Origin of the sequence: Bacteroides sp., assembly GCA_036351255.1 — a bacterium.
In the GTDB taxonomy this organism is placed as follows: Bacteria; Bacteroidota; Bacteroidia; order Bacteroidales; family UBA7960; genus UBA7960.
This window is the reverse complement of sequence record JAZBOS010000018.1, coordinates 1-2,059: the sequence shown is the minus strand read 5'-3', so window position 1 is coordinate 2,059 and position 2,059 is coordinate 1. Positions and strand designations below refer to the sequence as shown.

3 protein-coding genes are annotated in these 2,059 nt (G+C 48.1%); 2 read left to right on the top strand and 1 reads right to left on the bottom strand.

Annotated features, from left to right (window positions below):
- The first annotated feature begins 131 nt into the window (after positions 1 to 131).
- Positions 132 to 710 carry a hypothetical protein gene (locus tag V2I46_01480; GenBank protein MEE4176158.1) on the top strand — a complete coding sequence of 193 codons (579 nt, stop codon included), beginning with the start codon at positions 132 to 134 and terminating at the stop codon, positions 708 to 710.
- A gap of 152 nt (positions 711 to 862) precedes the next feature.
- On the top strand, positions 863 to 1,234 hold the full coding sequence (locus V2I46_01475; GenBank protein MEE4176157.1) for a YrdB family protein: 372 nt from the start codon (positions 863 to 865) through the stop codon (positions 1,232 to 1,234).
- Positions 1,235 to 1,488: 254 nt separating this feature from the next.
- On the opposite strand, the gene V2I46_01470 is transcribed toward V2I46_01475, so the two are convergent.
- Positions 1,489 to 2,059, bottom strand: a 571-nt coding sequence (locus V2I46_01470; protein MEE4176156.1) for a hypothetical protein, incomplete at its 5' end; no start/stop codon positions are given.

Below are 2,059 nucleotides of genomic sequence, written 5' to 3'. Positions count from 1 at the left end.
TTTCCTTCTCCTGATCTAATTCGCTCAACCAAGCATCGTTATTGCAAATATGAGCCATATTCAATCTGAAAAGACGTATCATAGAAAAGAATATTATAATAACGGAAATCTTTTTTTCAGGAGCTATAACCATGTCCTTCCCCTGCCAAAACAACCGCCCTGGTTTCCACAATCTACGCCGACCCTTATTGCTGGTCAGCCTGATGCTGCTAACGGCTCTTTCATGCAGTTTACCCCGGACATTGTTTGAGACATTTGTCTCCCCCGGAGATCTGGATCCGCAGGCTGTTTCGACATGGGAAGAGCATTACGCCGACGGGGAAGGGGTGGTGGTCGAAGAAGACGCCCCGACGGAGGAACCCAGGGTCGAGACGCAGCCTGATGCAGGCGGAAAGCTCACACCCCAGCAATTGAAAAATGAGGGGACACATAATTATCAGATTACTGGATCTGCCACGCCCATGCTGGGTGGTGATGGCAAGGTCCAGGACAACGGCACCTGTTCCTCAGTTTTTTCAGAAGGTGGTGTGCAGTTCCAGTTCATGAGCAACCCGCCAGGTTTTTTCAACCGCGTTGGAGAAAACCAATACGAGCAGGTAACTGATAGTGGCACCCAGATCACCCTGACTTATACCGACACAGGCCTTCTGTATAACAGCGTGCAGGAGAATGGTGTCTTTCTGGACATGGAACTCACCCTGGATGATTGATAGGCTAAAAACCATCAATTTCTAGCCGTCGTTGATAAATCTTATATGAAGCGATACTTAACAGAGAAAGAGGGGCTGGCTTCGGGTATTGATGGAAATAAGGTTACTTTGTTTCTGTTGAATGGTCTTCTGAGATACCAAATGAGGAAGATATGGGATCAAATCCAATAAATTTAGGCTTTCGCTTTTTACTCGAAATGACGGCAATTATTATTTATGGTTATTGGGGTTGGCATGCGTCCCCGGGTCCACTCAGGTACCTTTTAGCGCTGGGGCTGCCCTTGATTGCCGCTGCCATTTGGGGAACTTTTAGAGTGCCTGAAGATTCAAGCCATTCAGGAAAAGCGCCCATCCCAATTCCGGGTGTCTTGCGCCTATTCATGGAATTCGCCTTTTTTAGCCTGGCAGTTTTCTTATTAATAAACAGTGGAAAAGAGCTGATGGGGTTGATTTTTGGCGGTGCTGTATTTATCCATTATTTACTTTCTTATGACCGCATTTTTTGGCTGCTCAAGCAGAAGTGAAAATTACCCATTCAATGACAAATACCCCAATTTTCATAATAGTATTATAGAGCGGACGCAAGTTATAATACTTCCCAATTTATACTTCAGATTGTCGTGTGCCGCGACAGCGGGAATAATTTATGAAGGAAACCGGACCGGGGGAAGTATCGCAGCAGGGTAACCATTCCGGTTTAATTCATCCTCTGAGAGATTGGGTTTGCTCGATTCTATTGTTTTTGTTACTTGTTTCCCTGTATTTTTAAAGAGAAGACTTATGGCGTTACGGTGGGGGTAACTTCCTCTGCAGGAAGGGGCGTTTCAGTGGTGGATTCGGGCAATGGGGTGGATTCAGGAAGATCGGGCAGACCATTGACCAGCAGCTGCCAGGCGATGTTCAAATCGTCCGCAGCGATCACCGGGAAGTCGGGCAGGTTTTCCAAGGCCAGATCGAGCCGAGCGATGACTTCCTTTAGGGCAGCCGCTTTATCAGCTGCAATGTCACTTTGTAAGCTGAGAAGCAAATCACGTGCGGCCTGTACATCAAGCCTGGCTAACCCGAAATTACTTTCAAAGAGGTATAGGCGTGCCCGGGAAAGCATCTCGATTGCGCGGCTCAAGGTAACCTGGCGCTGGACATCAGCCAGGGCAACGTCGACGTCCTCAAAACGTGATTCATTTTCGGAGGATTCGAGAGCCAGCGTATCCAATGCAGCCTGGATAGAATCCAGTTGTTCAAGTGTTTCGCTTTGAGATTCCACGGCGGATTCCAGAGCAGTGATCTGTCCCTCCGCTTCTGCCAGGGTCTGAGCGGTCGTGGTGTGGCGGGTTTCCAGGTCAGCCAGG

Excerpts from the sequence above, each read along its gene's own strand:
- V2I46_01475 (MEE4176157.1), top strand. The coding sequence starts at position 863 with ATGGGATCAAATCCAATAAATTTAGGCTTTCGCTTTTTACTCGAAATG.
- V2I46_01480 (MEE4176158.1), top strand. The coding sequence starts at position 132 with ATGTCCTTCCCCTGCCAAAACAACCGCCCTGGTTTCCACAATCTACGC.